This is a genomic window from Pannonibacter sp. Q-1 (genome assembly GCF_054073275.1).
The window spans coordinates 1-17,298 of sequence record NZ_JBSXNB010000003.1 but is presented as its reverse complement, the minus strand read 5'-3'; the positions used below and the strand labels follow the sequence as shown (position 1 = coordinate 17,298).

Here is a 17,298-nt window from a genome sequence, read left to right as displayed (position 1 = left end):
TGCCATTCCCCGTTTCGGTGCCGGGTTCCAAGTCGAGAAACACGATGGAAAGAGCTGCGTGGACGCGGCGATGGTGCCGGTATTCGGTTAACTGCGCGGGTATGAGCGACGAGTGACTACCATGGGAAGCGCATCCGTCTGGCCAGGTCAAGTTGCAAGCCCCTGCACGCCAACGGCCCAGAGAGCCAGAGAGTATGAGCGCCAAGGGGCGCGGTTGGAAGCGTTGAGGTGATCCGAGGTTGACGAGAGAGCTGCAGAAGATACCTTGAAAAAAGACTGGCGTTGAACGGCCGCTTGTCTGGCCTGCGAGACGCCTCGGGAGCTTACTGGATCTGCTTCTCCAGAGCCCGTCGAACCAGGCCGCATCTGGTATCGATGATTTTTCGGACGGCCTTCAGAATCGGATGGCCGATGCCATCCTCTGACATTTCCTCCAGCAATGCGCTGGCTTCTGGCCCGATCGCGTCTGCCATCCGCATCAACTCGCCGGCGAGCATGCGCGTCGCGGCCTTGTTGGACGGCACGAGCGAGGCCCAGTGCTCCATCTGGACCGTGTCTGGCAGTGACCTGCTACCGAGAGCCATTGCCATTTTCTTTGACAGGCGTGGATAGGCAGCCGTGCAGATGGCATCATACATTGGTGCCAGGTCCGGCGCTTTCCCGCGATAGAGCAGGGCATAATTCTTGGCATGGGCGTTGGCATTGCCGATGAGGTAGTGGAACATCAGCATTCGCTGGAAGCGCAATGTCCCGGCCGCGGGCTTGGCCGTGGTCTGCCGGATCAGCTGGAAGCATTGACTGATGCCCGGGCCACCTTCTTCCTCATACTTGAGCTCTGGGGGCACGCTCAGCGCCTGGCAGAAGTCTTCCTGATGCAGACGTTCGATCCGGCCGTTATCAAGCATCACGCGGTCGTATCGCTCGACCAGGAAGTAATCGATTTTGCCAGCCGCTCCCTTCGAAACAGCAGGGGCGTCGAGGCCAAGACGGCGCGCGAGGCGCATGCAGAAGACTTCGTTCTCCACCGTGCCATCGAGCCCTCGATGAAGGGTTTGAGGATATGCGTCGTCGGCCCGCCGCCTCTGGGCAGCACGATCTGCCCGCCGATGACAGCCACGGCCAGCTTGTCCTGAGCACCTGCAAGCGAGAGGCGCACTCCGGCTTCTCCGCCCAGCAGGGGGCGCTGCCGGAGCTGGGAGAGGATCTCTTCAAGATGCGGTTCATCAAGCGCCGCAGAATCGTCCGAGGCCGGGTCCGGTGGGAGCTGCCCCGCCGGAAGCAGTGACAGGGCACCTGCACATTCCCCGCCGGTGATTTCGAGCAGCCCGAAGGCGTTGCCTAGAGATATGCCGAGCGCTGCGGCCAGCCGGCGTCTGGCGCCTTCATCTGGCAGGAGCCCCGAGAAATAGGGGCGGGCGGCACGGTCGGTGAAGGGCTTGTCCCGAAGCGGCAATGAGACAGACAGAGCAACAGGATCCGTGGCGAGGTAGCCGCTGTCATAGGTGAAGGTCAGCGCGGCGTCCTCGCTCTGCTTGAGCTCGCCTGCCTTCCGGTCCTTGAGATAGACGTCAAGCACGCGGGTCATGAGGACGCACCGCGGGAGGTGATGCAGACGCTCAAGCCAAGCGTCTGCAGGACAGTCAAGGCCAGACCGATCCGGCAGCTCTCTTTGCCACTCTCCAGTTCGCGCACAAACCGCACGCCCACGCCTGCGATGCCTGCAAGCTGTTCCTGCGTAAGCTGCTGACGCTTCCGCTCAGTCCGGATCAACTGGCCAAGCGCTACGCTGTCGGACACCGTTGTCATGTGAATCATCCCTTTCGGGACGATTGGAACACATCTGCCGCGTCATTGCACGAAAAAGAACCGATCGGGATGATTGGCGCTTGAGCTTTCGACGGCAAGCCCAAATCATCCCGATCGGGACTTGATGGAATCTGTAACGGGGAAGGGGTGATGCAGAGCGTGGCTGCCGCTTGCCCTGAAGGGGGGCTGATCCGGAAAAGTGGTCCGGAAAACTGTTCCGGTAGCGGTCTGCGCCGGTTGTTCAAGTGCTTGAAAAATATGGAAAATTAGACAATGGCTGGGGATACTGGATCCCCACCTGCGTGGGGATGACAACGGAGGGACCGGAGCGCGCCCCCCCCCAAAAAAAACAAACGGCGCGAGGCCGTGTCCCGCGCCGTTCGTGTCTCATCAGATCTGAGCCATCACACCCGGTTCAGCAGGCGGGCGCGGATGGTGCCGGGGAGGGCGCGGATTTCCTCGAGGATGTCGACCGCGTTCTCCACCTTGCCGTCCACATCCAGCACCACATAGCCGGTTTCTTCCACCGTCTGCATGAACTGGGCGTGGATGTTGAGATTGTTGCGGGCGAACAGGTCGTTCAGCGTGCGCATGGCGCCCGGCACGTTGCGGTGCACCTGGATGAAGCGGGTGGCATCCGTGCCGCGCGGCAGCTGCACCTGCGGGAAGTTGACCGCACCCACGGTGGAGCCCACGTCCGAATATTCGACGAGGCGGCGGGAGACTTCCTCGCCGATGCGCTCCTGCGCCTCTTCCGTCGAGCCGCCCACATGCGGCGTCATGATCACGTTGGTGAAGCCGCGCAGCGGGCTGAGGAACTCGTCGTTGTTCGACTTGGGCTCGGAGGGGAACACGTCGATGGCCGCACCGGCGATGTGGCCGCTCTTCAGCGCGGCGGCGAGGGCGTCGATATCCACCACCTTGCCGCGGGCATTGTTGATGAGGAAGCTGCCGGGCTTCATCTTCGCCAGCTCTTCGGCGCGGATCATGTTCCGCGTCTCGGCCGTGTCCGGCACATGCAGCGACACGATGTCGGAGCGCGACAGCAGCTCGTCCAGCGTGTCCACCGGCATCACGTTGCCGTGGCGCAGCTTGTCCACCTTGTCATAATAGATGACGGTGAGGCCCATGGCCTCGGCCAGTGTGGCCAGCTGGGTGCCGATGTTGCCGTAGCCGACGATGCCCAGCGTCTTGCCGCGCACTTCGCGCGAGCCGGTGGCCGTCTTCATCCAGCGCCCGGCGTGGGCTGCGGTGGACTTCTCGAAGACGCCGCGCATCAGCATGACGATTTCGGCAATGGTCAGCTCGGCGACGGAGCGGGTGTTGGAGAAGGGGGCGTTGAACACCGGGATGCCGCGCTCGCGGGCGGCGGCCAGATCCACCTGGTTGGTGCCCACCGAGAAGCAGCCGATGGCGACCAGCGTTCCAGCCGCCTCGATCACCTCACGGGTCAGCTGCGTGCGCGAGCGGATGCCCACCACATGCACACCCTTGAGCGCCTCGATCAGCGCCTCCTTGTCGAGCGCCTTCGGCAGCATTTCGACATTGTGATAGCCGCTGGCGTCCAGCACGGCCTTCGCCGTGGGGGAAATGCCCTCCAGCAGCAGCCAGCGGATCTGATTCTTCGGCCGGGACAAACCGTTGCTCATGGGCTTCTAAGCCTTCCTTGTGGGACCTTGCGGTCAGCAATCCGAGAGGGGCGGGCCGGAACGGAATACGGTCACCGGCCGGAGCCGGTGACCGTATATTGCGTTGCGGCGCGTGCGTCTATGGCCTTGCAGGGTTTGACAGGGCCTTTCGAGGAAAGGTTACAGCCCTTCGGCGCCGCGCTGGACGGCGGCGACGCCGGTGCGGGAGACTTCGACGAGGCCGAGCGGCTTCATGATCTGGATGAACTGCTCGATCTTGGAGGTGCGGCCCGTGATCTCGAAGACGAAATGATCCGTCGTAGCGTCGATCACCGTGGCGCGGAAGGCATCGGCAAGGCGCAGGGCCTCCAGACGCTTCTCGCCATGGCCAGCCACCTTCACCAGCGCCAGTTCCCGCTCCAGCGGCTTGTCATTGCTGCCAAGGCGCGCCTGCACGGTGAGGTCGGTGACCCGGTGCACTGGTACCAGCCGGTCCAGCTGGTGGCGGATCTGCTCGATCACCATCGGCGTGCCGGTGGTGACGATGGTGATGCGCGACAGATGCGCCTCATGCTCGGTTTCCGAAACGGTGAGGCTGTCGATGTTGTAGCCACGGCCCGAGAACAGGCCGATGACGCGGGCCAGCACACCCGGCTCATTGTCCACCAGGATCGATAGGGTGTGGGATTCGATCTTGTCGCTGACTTCGGCCATGAAATAGGCGGAAGGGGCGTTGACGTTCTGTGCGTTCATGACGGTTCCTTGCCTCAGACCAGTGCCTTGCCTGCCGAACCGATGGCATTGGCCACCGCCTCGTCATTGGCTTCATCGGGAAGCAGCATTTCGTTGTGGGCCTTGCCCGAGGGAATCATCGGGAAGCAGTTGGCAAGGTTGGCCACGCGGCAGTCGAAAAGCACCGGCCTGTCGACGGCGATCATCTCGCGGATGGCATCATCCAGCTCGCCCGGCTTCTCGACGCGGAAGCCAACGCCGCCATAGGCCTCGGCCAGCTTCACGAAGTCCGGCAGGCTTTCCATGTAGGAATGGGACATGCGGTTGCCGTGCAGCAGCTGCTGCCACTGGCGCACCATGCCCATGTACTGGTTGTTGAGGATGAAGATCTTGACCGGCAGGTTGAACTGCACCGCCGTGGACATTTCCTGCATGTTCATCAGCACGGAGGCATCGCCCGCCACGCAGATGCTGAGTGCATCGCGGTGGGCAACCTGCGCGCCGATACAGGCCGGCAGGCCATAGCCCATGGTGCCGAGGCCGCCGGAGGTGAGCCAGTGGTTGGGCGATTCAAAGCCGATATACTGCGCCGCCCACATCTGGTGCTGGCCAACTTCGGTGGAGACATAGGTCTCGCGGCCCTTGGTCAGCTCGGCAAGGCGCTGCAGCGCATATTGCGGCATGATGATGTCGTTGTTCGGCGTGTAGGCAAGGCAGTTGCGCGCGCGCCACTGGTTGATCTGGGCCCACCAGCCCTTGAGCGCTGCCGGATCGGCCTTGGCCCCGGACGAACGCCACAGGCGGACCATGTCTTCCAGCACGTGGCCGACATCGCCGATGACCGGAACATCCACCTTGACCACCTTGTTGATCGAGGAGGGGTCAATGTCGATGTGGATCTTGCGGGCGTTGGGGGCGAAGGCATCGATGCGGCCGGTGATGCGGTCATCGAAGCGCGCGCCGATGCAGATCATGACGTCGCAGTCATGCATCGTCATGTTGGCTTCGTAGGTGCCGTGCATGCCCAGCATGCCGAGCCAGTTCGCGCCGGACGCCGGATAGGCGCCAAGGCCCATGAGCGTGGAGGTGACCGGGAAGCCGGTGAGCTGGACCAGCTCGCGCAGCAACTGGCTTGCGTGCGGGCCGGAGTTGATGACGCCGCCGCCGGTGTAGAAGACGGGCTTCTTCGCGCTGGCCATCAGCTCGATGGCCTGGCGCACGGCATTGAGGTCGCCCTTGATCTGCGGGCGGTAGCTCTTGTGGGCGGCTGCCGGGTTGGCCGTCGGGCCCTGATAGGTGCCGGTGGCGAACTGGACGTCCTTGGGAATGTCGATCACGACCGGGCCGGGGCGGCCGGAGGTGGCAACATAGAAGGCCTCATGGATGATGCGCGGCAGGTCGTTGACATCGCGGACCAGCCAGTTGTGCTTGGTGCAGTTGCGGGTGATGCCGACCGTGTCGCATTCCTGGAAGGCGTCCGTGCCGATGAGATGGGTCGGAACCTGGCCGGTGATGCAGACCAGCGGAATGGAATCGAGCATCGCATCCGTCAGCGCCGTGACCATGTTGGTCGCGCCGGGGCCGGAGGTTACCAGAACGACGCCGGGACGGCCGGTGGAACGGGCATAGCCTTCCGCCGCATGGCCCGCGCCCTGCTCGTGGCGCACGAGGATGTGCTCGATGTCGTCCTGCTGGATGATCTCGTCATAGATCGGCAGTACCGCGCCGCCGGGATAGCCGAAGATATGTTTCACACCCTGGTCTTTAAGCGCCTGGAGCACCATGCCGGCTCCGGTCATCTCCCGTGTCATCGTCTGCTTCCTTGCCTTGGCTTCTTGATCCGAAATCTCTTGATCTTGCCGTGTTTGAAGTGTGTCCAGAGGGCTGGAACGAAAAAGGGCTCCCGAGGAGCCCTTGCTGCGCGCCAGCCTGTTCCGAACGGGTCTACCGTTCAGGCCGCGCGCGTTCCTACTACCAGAAGCAGCTGAGAAGCTGCGAAAATCTGCTTCGCCATCGGGCGTCCCGCTTCCTGACTGCCGGTCTTGCTGTAAAGGCCGGTCATGACAAGTTCAAATCCCGCAGGCCACCTTCGGCAGCTGCTGCAGTTGCGCTGCACACTAGTATTGGTGCCGAGGGTTGGTCAAGCGGAAATTCTGATTATTTCGCAAAAGCCCGTTTGCGTTGCCGAAAGTTGCGGAAGGGGTCGGACGGCTTCCCGGAGTGGCTGATTTCTGCGGATTTTCACGGCCTCTGAAAAGTTTTACACAGGCGCCACAAAAACTTCATCGAACCCTCTTGCATGTCCGGGAGGTGCTGGGTATAAGCCGCTCATCCGAAGCGGATAGGCGCTGACGCCGCCGCGACGAGATGGGTGTATAGCTCAGTTGGTAGAGCATCTGACTCTTAATCAGACGGTCCAAGGTTCGAATCCTTGTGCACCCACCATCTCCTTCCCTTGAAAATTTGAAGTAAGCTCCGCGCAAGCGTCGGCACTTATCAGGCCATGACTTAAGGGTTGTATGGCCTCTTTGATGCAGCCTTGAATGGATCGCCGGAGCGTGTGCTTGCATCTTCCTGCTTGTAACTATCGCGCTCGTTCCGGCCATGGTTTCGCGCGGAGTCCCAATGAAATCCTCTCTTGCAGCCGTTGCTCTGATCGTTCTGGGCAGCCTTCCTGCTGCCGCTGACACGCTGGCCGAAAAGCCGGATTGTGCGGCCGATCTCGCCTATGCCGTGAAAATGCTCGACGAACTGCAGATCTGGCGCAGGATTGAGCCGCGCCCCGACATGGTTCCAGTCGAGGAAAACGGGCGTTGCGTGCTGCGCAAGGGGGGCTTTTCCTTTTTCGGAAAGGGGCTGCCTTATCAGATCGAAATGGATGAGGTGGTATGGACCGTGACGTGGGGCGAGCCCGGGCGCGTATCGATACCACAGAAGCTTGTGCTGGACATCAAGAACAGCCAGCGCACACCGCTTGTGGCGGGCCTGGATGCTGAAATTGTGGAGTTGATCGAGAGTTTGGAGTCCAGTTCCTGGAGCCTTCATTTTGACTATGCGATAGGGCCGGATTGGGACTGGCTGGAGCTGAACCGTTTCGGCTTCACTGGTCCAACCGGTGATGCCGTCCAGATATCCGGACGGCTTCAGCTCGTCGAAGATACGCTGCCCCTGGAGCCAAATCAGGCCCATCAAGAGAAAGATCTTGGCATCAAGAGTTTGGAGCTTAAGGTGCAGGATGAGGGATATCTAGAAATAACGGCCCTTTCTACATTCAAGCGCATGCAGCAAAAATTGCAATGGCCGGAGAAAAGCTCCGATTTTTTTGTCAAACTATTGCTATCTGATGGGGTAAGGCAATTGCCCGAAGGGCTGGTGGATCAGCATAGTCGTTCAGCGCTTCTGGCCATGGTCAAAATGCTACCGCACCCTCATGGCATCATGCATTTTAAAATAAACTCCGAAACTGGTCTCTTCCTCAGCGACATCGAAGCTCTTGAGGAGGGCGGGGAGGAGCCCTTGGTGGAGAGATTGCAGCGCGCGGGCATCACGATCTCCGCAAGGCATGAACCCGTTCTTCCCTGACCAGTCGCCGGTCTTCGTCCTCGCCATCCGTAAAAATGCGATGCAGATCACGGATCTGCAGGGCGGGGATGTGCATTGTCAGGACAGGCCGGAGCTTTCCGGCATTCTGGTTCTGATGACACGCATGTGGAGCTCCCATGAAATCGCTGTTCGCCACTGGCGCCCTGATCCTTGCGGGCTGCGTTTCTGCTGCCGGCAGTGCGCAGGCTGCGGAAACTGACTGCGCTGCCGATGTGGCCTATGCCGCTTCCGTTCTCGAAAAGGCCGCGACTGAGCGCGCCGGTGCGGCGCTTTCGGCGATGACGCCGGTGGAGGAGAATGGCCGCTGCATTCTGCGGGATGTTTCCCTGCCTTTGACCGAAGGGATGGTCAGCTACACGATCGAGGCGGACGAGGTGGCCTGGACCGCGCAATGGGGCGAGGGCGGCCGGGAGAGCGCGCCGCAGAAGCTCGTGCTGAAGATGACCGGCGCGCGCAACATCCCGATGTTCGAGGGCATGCAGGAGTCGATCTATCAGATGCGGCTGATTGGGGAGAGGAACCCCGGCAGCGTTCATCTCGACTACGAGCTGGACCCGGAGCGCAAGCAGCTGGCGCTGAACCGGCTGGAAATCGACATGGGCGGCGGCACCCGGATGCGAACGGCGGCGCGGCTTGAGGCGTTTGATCTTCCGGCGCTGCTGGCCGAGCCGGCGCTGCTGGCCGAGCCGGCGCAGATGGACAAGGTGGCGCAGATCCGGCTGCATGAGCTGGACTTCAAGATCGAGAACGGCGGCTTCTTTGAATCCATGTCGGCGGTCTGGATCGCATTCCTTTATCCCGCCTACGGCGATACGCCCGAAAGCGCGGTGGAGGCCGCAAAGCAGATGCTGACCAGACAGGCTGAGGGGCTGCCGGATCAGCTGGTGGATCAGGACAGCCGCAAGGCATTGGCCTCCATCATTGCATCCGTTCCCCATCCCGCCGGTCTGATGCATGTGAATGTCAGCTCGGCGAAGGGGATTTCGACGCTGGATTTTGCGCCTCTGGCCACGCTGGGGCCGGTGACCCTTGAGGCCGTGCTGCCCCATCTGGACGGCGTGAAGATCACCGTGCGCCATGATGACGTGCCTTCCTGCGTCTGCGAGAGCCGCTGGTAAGCCTGCGCAGTGTGATCAATGACTTTTCTTGCGCCCGGTCAGGCCCGCCTGTCCGGGCGTAATTTTTGCCCGCAGCTGTGAATTAAATCCTCGGTTGTATCTGGTTGCAAAGATCTGGCGCATGCGGAGGGTGCCCATGCCCTCCGCAGCTTTGCGTATTCAAGGTTGCATGCGCGGTGTGCTCTGTCACTTCATCTTATGCGTGCAAGGCGTTCAGACTGATTCCGTTTTCCGGCCTGCCCGAAGACGTTTTTCTGAATTCAAGATTAAAGCCTTAATACGCAAAAATATCGTGGTTAATGAAGTATTAAATTATTAATTTGTGGCTATAAAAAATCCCGCTAAGGTTGTCACGAAGGAATTTCTTCTGCGTCTATCCAGACAAGCCCATGGGGTGAGAGGGTCTGCGTCGAAGACTTTCATGGTTGAAACCGGGAATCGCGCAATGACGAGTGTTTTGCCTGCAAACGGATTGTGGACCAGCTGGATCGATGACGCGCCTGTTCTGCGGCGCCGGGCTTTGCGCCTGACGAAAGGGGACAGGGAGGAGGCGGAGGATCTGCTGTCCTCCACCCTGATCAAGGCGATTTCACACGTGGAGCGTGCAGAGACGCATATCCGTGAACCGCGTGCCTTCCTGCTCTTTGCGCTCAAGAACGAGTACATCAGCAGGTTGCGCCGCAAGAACTCGGAACGTCAGGTGCGGGATTTCTCGGCTGACATCTATGAGGACAACGACACGGGTTTTGCGGATGTGCGCCCCTCGCAGGAGCACCTGCTCTGGCAGCAGGAAATCCTGCGCCGGGTGATGGCGGTCATGAATTCCCTGTCCGCAGAGCACCGGCGGATCTTCGAGCTGCGCTTCTGCGAGGAGCAGAGCTACCGGGACATCGCCGATGTGCTGGGCATTTCCGAGGCGCTGGCGCGCAAGCGCGTGCAGACCCTGCGCCAGACGCTGAGGGCGGCCCTTGGCGAAACCGGGCAGGAGCACTGGAACCAGCCGCAAGAGCGGGCCACAAAAACCGCCCCCTCGCGGCCCTCACGGACGAAAGCCTGACGCGTCCAGATTTATGTCGGGTCATCGCAAACCGAACAGGAACAGGAAATGGCCGATCAGCTTGTAAATTCCCAGATCACCGATGCGGTCACCCAGACCAATGTGAAGGTGGTCGCCGAAGCGCCGTCCCAGGCCATCGCGAGCCTTTATCAGGTCAGCAGCCATGCGACGGGCCTGTCGATCCAGAATGCGGTTCACAGCCAGCAGGCGCTCAACCAGGTCATGACGGCGGTCGTCTCCAAGGCGGTGCAGCTGATCATGGAGGTGGGCCAATAACATCAGGGCGGCGGATTTTCTTTCCATTCCGTCCTGACGTGCTCAGGGACGCTCCGGTCCGGCCGGAGTGCGATGAGGGAGTGGTGCCATGGCCACGAAAACGTTTCTGGACCGCCTGCGCCAGTCTGCCACCGCTGCGGTGAGCGGGGCGGAGGGGACGGGTAAGCAAAGAGCCTGGCGGGATGGCTGGCTGTCCGACTGGATCCACGGCGGAAAGCCGGTGGCAGGCGGGAAGGGGCAGCCGGATACGCGGGAGGTCAGCCTGCAAGGCAGAGCGGCGCCCATTGAGGCGAAGCCTTCGGTGACCGGACATGCGCCAGCCACAGCTCCGGCCACGGCGAAACCGGCTTCCCGCCTGTCCGCAAGGACGTCTGAGCCGGCGCCTGAGCCGGGGGCTCCGGGTGTTTCACGGTCTGCTCCGGCAGGGGGCCGGGCGGCCGGAAATGCCGGTGAAGGTTCGCCGGGCTCCGTTAACGTTAACACGAGCCCGTCCGGGCGGGCAGGGGGCTTGCCTCAGTCCTCGCCCCAGACCTTGCGTCCGGTGAACGGGCCCCCCGTCAACGGCAGGCCGGTAAACCTTGAGGCGGCCTTTGCCCCGCAGCTTGAGAAAGACCTGTCAAAGGAGAAGAGAATGCCTGGAGATCCGACTGCCCCGGTGGGCGCGACACCGCCTGACACTTCGGCGCTGAACAAGCAGATCGTGCAGGCGGTGAACTTCACCAACTATCAGAATCTGGCGAATGCGCCCGCCATGGTCATCACGCCGCCGGAGATGAGCGTCGGCCAGACGACCGCCATCGCGGTGCAGGATGCCGAGAGCTACATGAACGCCATCATGCAGATCGCAGTGGCCGGGCAGGCGGTGGCCATCAAGAAGGCGGCGCAAGGGCCTGCGGGCGAGTTGATCGCCGTGCCGCTGATGGCGGAAATCCAGGCCATGGTGCAGGCCGCCGTCGCTGTCTATGGCAGTGTCAGCACCACCGCCGGAACCTCGGCCTCCACGGTGATCGGTGATCTGAAGACGGCCGTGTCCTGAGGGGGCGCGGGCTGATGAAATCCTGAAGAACAGGCACGGCAAGCGTGCCGCAGAGGCTGGATCAGCTCCGGCCGTTGGGAAGGTGTGTCATGGAACTGAGTACGGATGGCTTGTGCCGCGATCTGGATGTACTGATCCAGTGCTTTCTTGAAAACTGGGCCGAGGAAATCGGCCAGACCTGTGGCGCGCCGGGAGAGAGCAGGCTCTTCAACGTCTATCCTCAGGTCATCACGCAGCTGTCCTGGGCGCGCACCGCGCTGGGGCAGGCGGGTGAGTTGCTGCAGCTGTCCAGCACCGGAGAGGTGACAGCCGTCACCACCTGCGAGATGGCGGCCGTGTTCGAAGCGGATGGGGCAGGGGCAGCTTCATGCTGTCCTCCGGTCCCGGACAGCAGTTCCGACAGCCTGATGCGCGATGCGCTTGCCTTCATCAGCCAGTCCATGCGCAGCACCAGCCGTTCGGCCAAGACCCGTAAGGAGAGCGAAAATGACGGACGTAGAGACCGGTACCGGAGTTGAGCCCAAGGCTGAAACGGCGTCCGCGCAGGCCGCCGCCCAGCCCCCGGCGCAGAGTGCTGGAGAGATTCCGGCTGTTCCGGCGCCGCAGGTTGATGTGCCGAAGGTGCCTGTGCCCGAAGTGCCTGTGCCTGAAGTCGCGGTTCCGGTGATGACGGCACCGGCGGCTCAACCCTCTTCTGCCGCTGCTGCCAGCGCCGGGAGTGTTCGGGGGGAAGGGCGTGACGCCGGGCGGGGCGAAGGCCGTGGTGCGGGGCGCGGAGAGGATGAGGCCGGTGCGGCGGATCAGTCGTCCGCTGCCGCCACCGGCGAGTTCGTCCGCGATCTTGCCGGCAGCGGTGGAGGTGGCAAGGACGCCGGCGCCGGAGGGGCCGCCACAGGGGCGCAGCTGCTGCGCCAGCTGCTCATCGAGCATCTGAAGGTCGCAGCCCTGCAGTCGGGCTATGCCCAGGTGACCCAGGCCCTGCCGAAAGTGCTGGCGGCCGGCATTGAGGCGGGGCAGCGCAAGAAAGCCGCAGATCAGGCCTATGAAGAGGGGCTTGCTGTTGCCGTCAAGGTGCTGAGCAGTGCCCGCGACGCGGCGAAGAACCTCTCCAGTTCGATCCAGGGTGAGCAGGAGACGCTGGCCAAGCTGCTCGCCAACAACGAGGAACTGGTGAAGCTGCCGCAGGATGCGGTGAAGGCCCTGAGCGTCATGGAGCAGATCGGCCACAATCTGGCGACCCAGAAGGCCGGACTGTCGAACCCGACCGTGCGGCAGGGGCTTCAGTATCAGATCGAACAGATGAAGCAGCATCTCACCGGCTCATCGCGCTGATTGAAGCTGAACATCATGAAGAACTTGCGCCTTCGCGATGAAATCGCGGAGGTTTTGCGCTTTATATTTCGCGTATGTTCTTTAATTTCATGAAATCTGTCACGCGGGGTGGTGGTTGGCGTCTTTTCTTGTGCAGGTGATTGGCTGATCCCGGCCACGCCGCAGATCAAGGAGATGAATATGGCCGCACCCACTACCGTGAGCCCGATGATCACTGATGCCGTGACCCAGTCCAACGTCAAGGTTGTTGCCGAGTCGCCGGCGATCGCGCTGAGCACGCTCTATCAGTCCATGTCCCACTCGACCGGCATCATGTTCCAGAATGCGGTCGCCGCCCAGCAGCAGCAGAACTCGCTGGCCCAGGCCGCGACCAACCAGGGCATCATGCAGATCTATTCCGTCGACACGACGGCGGCTGCCGGTGCTTCCGAGAAGGTGGCCCAGACGGGCGTGTCCGACAATCTGACCAGCCTTCTGACGGTGCTGCAGTCCTTCAGCTGACCGCAGACCGCAGGGACGCACAGACCAGACCAGATTGGGGCCGGCTTCATGCCGGCCCTTTTGTCATGTGCGGACCTGCGAAATGCCGGCACGCTCCCTCACGGGCGTCTGGGATTGACGTCCTATGAGATGTGAAGGGCCGCATGCGGTGCTGGCCCGCCTCAAGGAGTAAAAAGAGATGGCCGATCCCACCACCGTGAGCCCGATGATCACCGATGCGGTAACCCAGTCCAACGTGCAGGTCGTTGGCGATGCACCTGCCGTGGCGCTCAGCACGCTGTACCAGTCGCAGGCCCATTCGCTCGGCATCCTGTTCGAGAATGCGGTTGCCGCCCAGCAGCAGCAGTACACCCTGTCCCAGGCGGCAGCCAACCAGGGCATCATGCAGATCTATTCCGTCAACTCCACGGCTGCGGCAAGCGCGACGGAAAAGGTGGCGCAGACGGGCGTATCCGACAATCTCACCAGCCTCTTGACCATTCTCGGCGCGCTGGGCGGGACCGGCCGCTGACCTGCATCATGCCGTGTGTCAGCGAAGACAGGGGCCGGCACCATCCGGCCTTTGTTTTTACACCCCGGCTGCACGCAGCCATTGATTGAAAAATTCCCGCTCTACCTCACACTGGCGGCGGGATGGCGTCCTAAGGGGTGTAACGGGCCTGAAGCTTCGAAGGCCTGCTTGAAGGAGTGAATTACATGGCTGATCCTACCACCGTGAATCCGATGATCACCGATGCCGTCACGCAGTCGAACGTGAAGGTTGTCGGCGAAGCTCCGGCTGTCGCCATCAGCACCCTCTATCAGTCGATGGTGCATTCGACCGGCATCCTGTTCGAGAACGCCGTTGCCGCCCAGCAGCAGCAGAACTCGCTGGCGCAGGCCGCCGCGAACCAGGGCATCATGCAGATCTACACGCTGGACACGACCGCAGCGGCCGGTGCGACCGAGAAGGTGGCCCAGACCGGCGTTGCCGACAACCTGACCAGCCTGCTGACCGTTCTGAACGCTTTCAGCGGCGGCCGCTGAGCCCTTTCCCGGACCTGAGGAGCCGGGATCACTGGAGCGCTGTCCTTCTCTTGCGGGAAGGGCTGCGCTCCCTTTTGCGTTTTGGCGCCGGGCGGGTTTATAAGGCGGATCAGAAGACAGCACGGCGGCAGATGCGCGCCGGATCACTCAGGTTAATCGCATGTATCTCGTCGCCGCCCTTTACAAGTTCGTTCCTCTGGAAGATTTCCGCGATCTGCGCGGCCAGCTGCTGGAGCTGTGCGAAAAACATGAGATCTGCGGCAGCCTGCTGCTGGCGGCCGAAGGGATCAACGGCACCATTGCCGGGGCGGAGGAAAACCTGCGCCATGTGCTCGGTGTCATCCGTCAGGATCCGCGCCTTGCCGATCTGACTCACAAGGAATCCTGGGCCGAACGCAAACCCTTCCAGCGCATGAAGGTGCGGCTGAAGAAGGAGATCGTTACGCTGGGCGTCGAGACCGTCGACCCGCGCAAGCGTGTCGGCTCCTATGTGGCGCCGGAGGACTGGAACGGCCTCATTTCCAGCCCGGACGTGCTCGTGATCGACACCCGCAATGACTACGAGTTCGCCTTCGGCACCTTCGAGGGGGCGCTCAATCCCAAGACCCGGTCTTTCCGCGAGTTTCCACAGTGGCTGAAGGCGCAGCAGGCGCTGGAGGGCAAGCCGAAGGTCGCCATGTTCTGCACCGGCGGCATCCGCTGCGAAAAAGCCACCTCGCTGCTGCTGGACATGGGCTTCGAGGATGTCTTCCACCTCGATGGCGGCATCCTGAACTATCTGGAAAAGATGCCGGAAGAGAAGAGCCTGTGGTCCGGCGAATGCTTCGTCTTTGACGAGCGCATCGCCGTCGACCACAGCCTCAAGGCCACCTGGGGCCGCAACATCCCCGAGGAGGCCAAGGACTTCGTCCGCAAGCCGGACGTGGAGACGAAGGCCGAGACAGAGGCATAGCCGCGCCACACACTCTGCGTCGCCCCGGACGAAGCGGAGCGCAGATCCGGGGACCACTCGTTTCCAGAGCGCAGAGACATGTAGGCAGCGCTGAGGCTTGAAGCGTAGCTGATATCAAGGCTTTCGGTGTTGACGCATCACGCCTTGAAATTGCTCAAGCGCCGCACGGACTTGACCAACTCTCGATGAAACAAGCTCATCAAGAGTTGGTATGAGCCTGCCGCCCGTCTTGAGGTCACGGTACTTCTCTGCAAATGAGTAGTCCCCGGCTCGCGCTGCGCTTGGCCGGGGCGACCCTGTACTTCTCATCGCAGACTCGAGACAACATCCTACCGGTATGTAGCCCTTATACCAAGGCGCTGAGATGCTGACGCATCACGCCTTGAAAATGCTCAAGCGCCGCACGGGCTTAACCAATGCTCGATGAGTCAAGCTCATCGAGCATTGGTGTTATTCCGCCGCTCATGAATAAATCACCCTCCCAAGAGGGCGTGGGAGCGCTGCGGCCCCAAAGGGGCGTCTTCACTTGTCCCAGATTTTGGCCTCAGCCCTTCGCCCCAAACCTGTAAGCGGGCAGGCCCGTCAGGCCGGGGCGCAGGTGGAAGAGGCTGCCGGACTGGGGCGCGGCTTCGATGCTGGCGGCATCGTCCGGGCGCAGGCTGGTGATGACGAGGTCTGCCAGCTCCGGCCCGCAAAAGCAGGGCATGGTCGGGCGCGGCACGGGCAGGGTGAATTTCGCCAGAAGCGCGCCTGCGGGTGAGAAGCAGTTCAGCACCCCGGCCGACACGCCTGCACTCCAGTAATTCCCCGAAGAATCGACCGTGGCACCATCCGGGCGGCCCGTCTCGTTGGTGAGCTGGGCAAAGCGGGTGCGCTCCGACACGGCGCCGGTTGCCGGATCAAAGCGCCAGCGGTCCACCCAGCCGGGGGAACTGTCGGCGTGATACATGGCCGTGCCGTCCGGAGACCAGGCGAGTCCGTTGGAGACATGCACACCGTCGAGGATCTGCGTCACCTTGCCATCGGGAGCCACCCTGTAGAGCCCCGCAACCGGCTGGCGCGGCGAACGGTTATCCATGGTGCCGACCCAGAAGGCGCCGTCCGGCCCGGCCTTGCCGTCGTTGAGGCGCGTGTGCGGATTGCCGGCCTCGATACTGGCGATGGTTTTCTGCGCGCCGGTTTGCGGATCGAACAGGATCACCTGATCCCAGACGGCCACGATCAGCCGCCCATCCTCGCACAGGGCGAAGGAGCCGACTTCATTGGCGAAGGTCCAGGTTTCCAGCTCACGGCTCTGCCAGTCGAGAGCGTGAACGGCCTTGCCCTTGATATTGGTGAAGAAAAGCTTCTGGCGGCGCTCATCCCACGTGGGACATTCGGCCAGCGCGAAGCGGCCATCGAGCAGGCAGGTGATTTCGGCAGTCAAGAAAGGCTCCAGATCCGTGGATGCGTCGTTTGCGCGCACTATAGGCGGAAGGAGCTGCAGGCGTCGACCTTGCTGTGGTCAGTCGGTGCTTCGGTGGGTACTGTCCAGTGGAAAGGCGGTCTTGCGGACGATGGGCCGGATGGCGAAGGAGGATTTCATCCGCGAAACGCCGGGCAGCCGTGCCAGGGTTTCGCGGTGCAGCCGCTCGAAGTCGTTGGGGTCCTCCGCCGCAAGCCGGAGCAGATAGTCCGCATCGCCGGCCATGAGGTAGCATTCCATGATCTCGGGGGACTGCCCCACGGCCTGCTCGAAGGCGAGAAGGACCTCGTTGGACTGGCCCGTCAGGGAGATTTCGACGAAAACATCCATGCGCCGCCCAAGCTTGCGCTGATCAAGCAGGGCGGCATAGCGGCTGATGATGCCGCAATCCTCAAGCGCCCGCACGCGGCGCAGGCAGGCAGATTGTGAGAGGCCGATTTTTTGTGCCAGATCGGCGTTTGGCATCCTCCCGTCCTGCTGGAGCAGGGTGAGAATACGCTTGTCGATCCGGTCTAATTTCATCGCGCCTCGCAGAATATGCGGATTATACCGCCCAAATTCGCATTGTAATGCAAAAATGCCGCTTACGCTGCAAAGAACGCAAGCCTATTCGATCACATCTCCTCTAGTGTCATCGCATAAATCCTTACCAGAGAGGAATAAACGATGCGCATTGGTGTGCCAAAAGAAATAGGGGCTGACATAGATAGCGTTTTCAGTTTTACTTGAACCACCAGTTTTGCAGGACGCTGACGAGATTGGCAAC

19 protein-coding genes and 1 tRNA gene are annotated in these 17,298 nt (G+C 61.9%); 12 read left to right on the top strand and 8 right to left on the bottom strand.

The features are described 5' to 3' along the window. Positions 1 to 323: 323 nt before the first annotated feature. From ACVNHC_RS08080 to ACVNHC_RS08055, 6 genes are all read right to left on the bottom strand, one after another. Positions 324 to 1,004, bottom strand: coding sequence for a HipA domain-containing protein (locus ACVNHC_RS08080; RefSeq protein ID WP_457167363.1), 681 nt, complete (start codon positions 1,002 to 1,004; stop codon positions 324 to 326). After that, entirely contained in the window at positions 905 to 1,585 is a 681-nt protein-coding gene (locus ACVNHC_RS08075) for a type II toxin-antitoxin system HipA family toxin (protein ID WP_457166930.1), read from the bottom strand. Before ACVNHC_RS08075 ends, ACVNHC_RS08080 begins: the two co-directional genes overlap by 100 nt. Continuing rightward, a complete protein-coding gene (locus ACVNHC_RS08070) occupies positions 1,582 to 1,815 on the bottom strand; it encodes a helix-turn-helix domain-containing protein (protein WP_457166929.1) in 234 nt (77 codons plus the stop codon). Before ACVNHC_RS08070 ends, ACVNHC_RS08075 begins: the two co-directional genes overlap by 4 nt. Positions 1,816 to 2,210: 395 nt before the next feature. After that, a complete protein-coding gene (gene serA, locus ACVNHC_RS08065) occupies positions 2,211 to 3,455 on the bottom strand; it encodes a phosphoglycerate dehydrogenase (protein WP_457166928.1) in 1,245 nt (414 codons plus the stop codon). A gap of 159 nt (positions 3,456 to 3,614) precedes the next feature. After that, complete coding sequence (gene ilvN, locus ACVNHC_RS08060; RefSeq protein ID WP_019964478.1) at positions 3,615 to 4,187, bottom strand: acetolactate synthase small subunit; 573 nt, start codon at positions 4,185 to 4,187, stop codon at positions 3,615 to 3,617. Between the two features lie 14 nt (positions 4,188 to 4,201). After that, a complete protein-coding gene (locus ACVNHC_RS08055; protein ID WP_058899385.1) occupies positions 4,202 to 5,977 on the bottom strand; it encodes an acetolactate synthase 3 large subunit in 1,776 nt (591 codons plus the stop codon). A gap of 558 nt (positions 5,978 to 6,535) precedes the next feature. On the opposite strand from ACVNHC_RS08055, the gene ACVNHC_RS08050 reads away from it, so the two are divergent. From ACVNHC_RS08050 to trhO, 12 genes are all read left to right on the top strand, one after another. After that, positions 6,536 to 6,611, top strand: a tRNA-Lys gene (locus tag ACVNHC_RS08050). Positions 6,612 to 6,791: 180 nt separating this feature from the next. Then, positions 6,792 to 7,748: a hypothetical protein gene (locus ACVNHC_RS08045; protein ID WP_058899386.1), complete on the top strand. Its 957-nt coding sequence runs from the start codon at positions 6,792 to 6,794 to the stop codon at positions 7,746 to 7,748. Between the two features lie 137 nt (positions 7,749 to 7,885). Beyond that, positions 7,886 to 8,887: a hypothetical protein gene (locus ACVNHC_RS08040; protein WP_058899387.1), complete on the top strand. Its 1,002-nt coding sequence runs from the start codon at positions 7,886 to 7,888 to the stop codon at positions 8,885 to 8,887. 445 nt (positions 8,888 to 9,332) lie between these two features. Further along, complete coding sequence (locus ACVNHC_RS08035; RefSeq protein WP_208975481.1) at positions 9,333 to 9,944, top strand: RNA polymerase sigma factor; 612 nt, start codon at positions 9,333 to 9,335, stop codon at positions 9,942 to 9,944. Between the two features lie 48 nt (positions 9,945 to 9,992). Next, entirely contained in the window at positions 9,993 to 10,220 is a 228-nt protein-coding gene (locus ACVNHC_RS08030; protein WP_019964483.1) for a RebB family R body protein, read from the top strand. Positions 10,221 to 10,851: 631 nt separating this feature from the next. After that, a complete protein-coding gene (locus ACVNHC_RS08025) occupies positions 10,852 to 11,256 on the top strand; it encodes a hypothetical protein (RefSeq protein WP_055453924.1) in 405 nt (134 codons plus the stop codon). An 89-nt stretch (positions 11,257 to 11,345) separates the two neighbouring features. Next, a complete protein-coding gene (locus tag ACVNHC_RS08020; RefSeq protein ID WP_058899389.1) occupies positions 11,346 to 11,774 on the top strand; it encodes a hypothetical protein in 429 nt (142 codons plus the stop codon). Then, complete coding sequence (locus ACVNHC_RS08015; protein WP_058899390.1) at positions 11,743 to 12,588, top strand: hypothetical protein; 846 nt, start codon at positions 11,743 to 11,745, stop codon at positions 12,586 to 12,588. Before ACVNHC_RS08020 ends, ACVNHC_RS08015 begins: the two co-directional genes overlap by 32 nt. 180 nt (positions 12,589 to 12,768) lie before the next feature. Further along, positions 12,769 to 13,089, top strand: a complete 321-nt coding sequence (locus ACVNHC_RS08010) for a RebB family R body protein (protein WP_050474281.1) — start codon at positions 12,769 to 12,771, stop codon at positions 13,087 to 13,089. Positions 13,090 to 13,267: 178 nt separating this feature from the next. Next, positions 13,268 to 13,600 (top strand): RebB family R body protein, encoded by a 333-nt coding sequence (locus ACVNHC_RS08005; RefSeq protein ID WP_050474187.1) that lies wholly within the window; start codon positions 13,268 to 13,270, stop codon positions 13,598 to 13,600. A gap of 185 nt (positions 13,601 to 13,785) precedes the next feature. Then, a complete protein-coding gene (locus ACVNHC_RS08000; RefSeq protein ID WP_050474185.1) occupies positions 13,786 to 14,115 on the top strand; it encodes a RebB family R body protein in 330 nt (109 codons plus the stop codon). Positions 14,116 to 14,275: 160 nt separating this feature from the next. After that, positions 14,276 to 15,067, top strand: coding sequence for an oxygen-dependent tRNA uridine(34) hydroxylase TrhO (gene trhO, locus ACVNHC_RS07995; protein WP_457166927.1), 792 nt, complete (start codon positions 14,276 to 14,278; stop codon positions 15,065 to 15,067). Positions 15,068 to 15,611: 544 nt separating this feature from the next. On the opposite strand, the gene ACVNHC_RS07990 is transcribed toward trhO, so the two are convergent. Then, positions 15,612 to 16,493, bottom strand: a complete 882-nt coding sequence (locus ACVNHC_RS07990; RefSeq protein WP_457166926.1) for an SMP-30/gluconolactonase/LRE family protein — start codon at positions 16,491 to 16,493, stop codon at positions 15,612 to 15,614. Positions 16,494 to 16,571: 78 nt separating this feature from the next. Beyond that, a complete protein-coding gene (locus ACVNHC_RS07985; RefSeq protein ID WP_058899393.1) occupies positions 16,572 to 17,054 on the bottom strand; it encodes an Lrp/AsnC family transcriptional regulator in 483 nt (160 codons plus the stop codon). Positions 17,055 to 17,298 lie beyond the last annotated feature (244 nt).